Origin of the sequence: uncultured Algibacter sp. (assembly GCF_947495675.1) — a bacterium.
Classification (GTDB): domain Bacteria; phylum Bacteroidota; class Bacteroidia; order Flavobacteriales; family Flavobacteriaceae; genus Algibacter_B.
This window is the reverse complement of sequence record NZ_CANLZX010000071.1, coordinates 1-302: the sequence shown is the minus strand read 5'-3', so window position 1 is coordinate 302 and position 302 is coordinate 1. Positions and strand designations below refer to the sequence as shown.

At 37.4% G+C, this 302-nt stretch carries 1 pseudogene; it reads right to left on the bottom strand.

Annotated features, from left to right (window positions below):
- A pseudogene (locus Q0842_RS16145) lies at positions 1-302 on the bottom strand (hypothetical protein); the annotation flags it as partial.

Genomic DNA, 302 nt, shown 5'->3' with positions numbered 1-302 from the left:
GAACCATTGTTTGCACCATAATAACTAACAAATTGATATGCGCGTATAGATCCTGTTTTGTTTACTTGGGCATAACCGCCTTGATATTCGTTTAACACATGCGAATTACCGCCCCATTGTTGCCATAATTGTAATGAACCTTTTATAACGCCTGCATTATCATCTATAAACTTATGTATGTCTATTGCTGATGGGTATGGGTTTCCTAATAAATATTCTGTCTTAGAATGGTTGGCTACTGATCCTGGTCCGCCTACATCTTCTACATCTATTAAAATAGTACCATTATTGGGCTTGCCTTC